We start from the raw sequence: 5,196 nt of genomic DNA, 5'->3' as shown, positions 1-5,196 counted from the left end.
GATAACCTGTTTTAACTGCAATATTTTGCAATCCTGATAAAGGATTGCTCCCCTGCCGCACAGGTAAAATATAATTATTGGCTCCAATTCGTGCAGCCCCGTCAATTTCTTTATCACCTACCCAAAAGCTGTTACCTGTAGGTACACTGCTACCTTTTGCTTTACGGAAAAAAGATTCCCAATTAAAATCAGCGATATCGGTTATGTGAAAGTCGTATACTCTACCAATTACATCAACAGGTACAACATCGGTTGCTACATGGTGCGCTAAATCCAAGTTGGCTTCCGGTTGGGTCGTAAAGTTTGGAGGAGCGTTCTCGGCAATGGTCCGGAAGAGAACATCATGGATTCCTTCATCCACCCATACCGGCATAAAGAATGTTGTTGCTTCCTGATTTACAGGAATTGATATCCAAGTATTTTTAGGATAAAAATTCGATTTGTCCTCACTGTAAACATCAAATGGGAACCAAACTTGTTTATCTCTAACATACTTAGCGTAATCGCGATCACCATAGCCCAATATGTTTCGATGTTGACCACTTGTCGGCATGTAAATCGTGAAAGGTCTATCGAGAATTGTTGCTTCTCGATTTGGCGCAGGGACCGTTTTTTGATTATGTGCCTTATCATCGGAAATAGCAGCATAGATGACAACCGGAGTATGCACAGTCACCGAGTTCATCCCGTTAATAGCAAACTCTTTATTACTTCCTCCATTAATATTACCTGGAATAATGTCGTAATATATCTTACCGGTTGTTGGCTGGTTAGCTTTATTTACAAGCGTTTTACTTACCGTATAACCAGATTGGTACAGAACATTTTGTCCGATTTCCTGGGGTTCAGGGATACTGCCAGGTCTTGGAGCTTCTTTCTCAACTTGAGCATTATTCATGATAGTAGTGCCATTAAATACAACATGGTCATTTTTTACTTTTACTTCTTTTACTTCGGCCTCTGCTACAGGCTGAAAATCCTCTTGAGGTGTTGGAGGTTCGCTTGAACCACCAGAAACTGTTTCGGTACCAAGATCAACCATGTTACATGGTTGTGGTTGCACATGATCTTCAACAGCCGTCTTGTTATCAGAAACCAAAGTAGGCGCTATATATCCGTTTGGATTCAAGGTTACAGTTTCACCGTAACCACCAAGAGCATAATTTTTTACAGTAGCATTCTTTAACTTGTATACTTCAAGATTATCGATTTGCCAGTAACTATAATCTCTGATCACAGTAACATTTTTTTGAACTGGCACTTCTTTGCTCATTGGTTTGGCTGGTGTTCCTGGATTTCCGGGTACTGCTGGTATTGTCCATGTCTTATTGTAGACCTTTTTAACCGTAACGGTATAAGTAACCTGACCGCGCATATTTGCCCATTTATTTTGGAATAAATAATTCTTACCAAAAACGTTAGCATATAAGTCCTCTGATGTTGGTATACCTTTGGAAACATCAAACTTCTCTGAACCGCGATCATCTGCTTTTAACACTCCGTTAGCTGAAGGATCTAAAACAGAACCAGAGAGAATGTTTCCTTTAGAAGGAGCTCCAATTTCATAGGTACAGCTGCCACCTCCACCACCTCCACTACCATCTAGTGGTTTGTAAACACCAACAAATTTAGTACCACCTTTTCCGACGGTTGTGTTTCTGGTAAGTAGATTAGGATCCCCCTTCTCCTGAACAAACTTCTTATCATTAGGAAATTCATTCTGGATGATGTAAGACCTTATAATTTCATTTTGTTTACCTTGGAAAGAGACCTTTTCTTCAAACGTATGACTTACTGGATCTCCAATTGACTTTTCACCAATATCAACCGATTTAATCCTCGTGCCATCTTCCAATTCATATATGGCTTCAACAGGATTTGCTCCCTCTCTATATACGCCAATAACATTTGTTCCTCCAAGATAGGTGGTGAAGCTACGCTGAGCTAACTTAGGATTAGAAGATGGCGTTCCTGTTTGAACATAATCCTGATCATTAGGTTTATGCTTTGATTGAATGTAAGATTTAATAAGTGAGTAGGTTTTTCCGTTGAAGACTACTGTCTCGTCAAGTTTTGCATTAATTTCTTCGCCTACTGGCCAACGCTTATCAGGATCATTAGGATTATCTACATTTCCTCTTTTGATTTCTGTTCCATCGCTTGTTCTGTAGATCTTTGTTACTTCATATTTAGCAGTATAACTTACTGGTATATCGTAATATTGTCTGAATCCATTAGGATCAGCCCAATTTTCTGCATTTTTAATGCTTTGCAAGTCTACATGGTCAGTATGATCTTCATTATTATTTCTTACTACATGGAAAATTGAAGATAAGTAAATGGTTCCTCCATAAGTAATATCTTTTAAGCCCGCAGACTCCAATGCTGCGGAAACCGAAGCTTCAGGCACTTGGAAATAGGTTGTTACAGTCCCATCTCCATTATCAATCTCATCTATCTGCTGAACTCTTACCACCCCATGTGTACCGTTTTGAGGAGCACATTGGGAACCGGAACATGAAGTTGAACGAGTAATTGTAAAACCAACAGTTTTGTATTTAATCCCTGTAGTGGCCTTTGTACTGGTTGTTGTAAAATTTATTCTTCCGTATTTATCAACCATTACACTATCAGCAGCATGAACCGTATATGAAAGGTTTAAAAAAAATAAATTTAAAATTAATACTATGAGCATAGTCAAGGCAATTCTTTTTTTATGAAGAGTTTTCATAGTTATCACGCCTTACTAATTCATCTTGCGAATAATATTAGTGAGTCTAAATAGTGATGCCTGCCCATCAATCTGTCTTAAATGACTACCTCCAACATTGGTTGACAAAGGGATGTCCGCATAACCTTCATACCAAACACCCTTTTGGAAATTAGTACGACTTTTAAAGAATTCGTCAAAGAAAATATCCTTGTACTGATCATATGATGTGATTTTAAATGAAAACTTGGTTCTAATATAGTAGAGACCTAGTCGGTCGGAAGAAAATACCATCGTTGGTTCTGCTGTAAGTTCACCTTCAGTTACAATCTTGTTTTTCTTAACCCACGCAACATAATTCTTCATATCTTTTAATACAAAAACATTCGATTGATTGAAATGACTAAAAAGGTCTTCAGCCCATTTATCGTTTATTGTTTTGTAATTCACATTTAGTAGTGAGTTATAGTAATCTTCAGTATTCTTCTTCCAAGCTTCCATAGTTGGGACATGCTTAATATAATTATCAGTTTGTGCAAGTTTTGACGGCTTGGTATCTACAATTTTAGGATACGCCATTTCGTACATCTCATTTGGATACTGTTCTAGTATGTAGACATAATCTTTTGCGTTTTTAGGTAGATTAGTAGTTCTAATAGTGCGTCCCCACGCATCTTTCTTTGCATTCATCGCGGATTCTGCATTTGCAACGGCTTTTTCATCAACTGGCAACGTTATTCCGCTTTTCACTTTTTGAATTCGTTGTATTACGGTTACAGCTTGAGCTCTTGTCGTTGTACCATCCGGATCAAGCTTGCCATTTCCCGTTCCTGAAATGAGTCCATTCTTCACAGCAATTAACATAAACTCATTATCATCTTTCGCAGTTTCACCGATGGCTCTCACTGCGATATGTACCATATCTAATCGGGTCATCGGTTTAGTCATGTCGCCAGAAGAAAAATCTCCTTCCTTATAAAGACCAGTAGATTTAGCTGAATCGATATAAGGAACAAACCACTTATCAGATTGACCATTGTTATTAACAGGAAGATCCATTGCAACAACAGTCATCTTAATGAACTCTGCACGTGTTACCTTGTTTTCTGGATGAAAGAGTCCATCAGGATAACCACTCACAATGCCTTGTTTGATTGCAGCAACTATACTGGATTCTGCCCAGTGGCCAACTATATCTTTAAAAGAATCGACAACTGTTTTTACAGAATCAGTAACATCCCCTACAACTTTATTTGCACTTTCCAAACCATTTTTAATCATGTCTTGCACGTCCGCAATTGGTGATGTACTAGCCGCTATTGCTGGTCCAATACCAGTTGTAGTTGTTGAAAGCATCGAGATAACCGCTATAGATGCTACTAGAGCTTTTTTCATTTTATATATCCCCATTTCATTTGTAATAATTTAACTTAATTTAATAGTAACCTGTGCAATTATCTGTGTCCAACTGAAACAAGATTATTTGTTAAGGCACGATAATGGATGATAACCATTAGCTGCTGCTTCTTTCCCGCTGATAAATGTTTCATGATTCATCACTCCCGATTTACAGACAGAGCGATCATAGTAGTATTTAGTACCATTTACAGTTATGCCGGTTATTTCTTGCTTTTTAATAATTCTTGCTCCACCAAGTGCAAAGTTATTATAATACTTCGTTCCGACAGGAATTCCTTGAACAAAAGCAAGAACACCTACGTCATCAATGGTGTTATCCCACTCTTCTTGGTCAATCGAAGGAAGAGTAAAAGTATAGGAAACTCCATATCTCCTTACCAGATTATTATGTTTGTTAATTTCGTATTCTAAATCTGACTGTATTAACGACACAATCGTTTGTCGACGAATATTATCAAAATTCGTAGTATCGTGGATTAGAGGAATTGACGAACCTACCCACATGGGTGAGACAAATTTTTGACTAGTGAGTGGATCTATTTCGAATAGATATCCCTGTTTGAGTTCTTTGGAATTTGCTTGATAAACAGTAATGTAATCATCAAGTGTAAATGAAAATATATTCCCTGCTTTATCTTTATAAGAGTATGGTTTTTTTTGTGACCACACATGTTTCAGTGCCTTATCACCATTAGCATCCAGATACTCCTGCTCAGAGTAAATATAGTAGCCATCATAACCGATAACAACGAACGCAGGGATATATCTTTGAATCGTTCCTTGTCCATAAGGATCATCAATAACCCCAAAGTTAATGTACAGATTATTAAAAAAGGCTCTTGCGGCCTCTTCCTTATTCACTCTTACATTCTTTGGTGATTCATATCGAGCTTCATTATCTTGTTCAGAATTGGTTAGGAGCACTGAAGCAGCATCTTGCGCTGCTGTATCGATAATTGCGTTGTACTGAGCTTCGAGATACATGGATTTTTTTTGTGCTTCGACATCAAGTGAATTTATAACGACGAATGGTAGGAGTATGAGTACAAAGATAATTGCAAAATTAA

At 37.7% G+C, this 5,196-nt stretch carries 3 protein-coding genes; all 3 read right to left on the bottom strand.

The features are described from left to right. Positions 1–2,731, bottom strand: a 2,731-nt coding sequence (locus PGL02S_RS27930; RefSeq protein ID WP_127502984.1) for a DUF5704 domain-containing protein, incomplete at its 3' end; no start/stop codon positions are given. Between the two features lie 15 nt (positions 2,732–2,746). Beyond that, the gene (locus PGL02S_RS27925) at positions 2,747–4,105 is read right to left on the bottom strand and encodes an S-layer homology domain-containing protein (protein WP_063477574.1); all 1,359 of its coding nucleotides are present in this window, start codon (positions 4,103–4,105) and stop codon (positions 2,747–2,749) included. Between the two features lie 84 nt (positions 4,106–4,189). Next, positions 4,190–5,196 (bottom strand): hypothetical protein (locus PGL02S_RS27920; RefSeq protein WP_127502982.1); only part of this gene is annotated, 1,007 nt, incomplete at its 5' end.

It is taken from the genome of Paenibacillus glucanolyticus NBRC 15330 (assembly GCF_004000885.1).
Taxonomy (GTDB): domain Bacteria; phylum Bacillota; class Bacilli; order Paenibacillales; family Paenibacillaceae; genus Paenibacillus_AQ; species Paenibacillus_AQ glucanolyticus.
The sequence above is the reverse complement of the archived record's forward strand: the minus strand, read 5'-3'. Positions and strand labels throughout refer to the sequence as shown.

Coding starts and splice junctions, on each gene's coding strand:
- PGL02S_RS27925 (WP_063477574.1), bottom strand. CDS start 4,105: ATGAAAAAAGCTCTAGTAGCATCTATAGCGGTTATCTCGATGCTTTCA.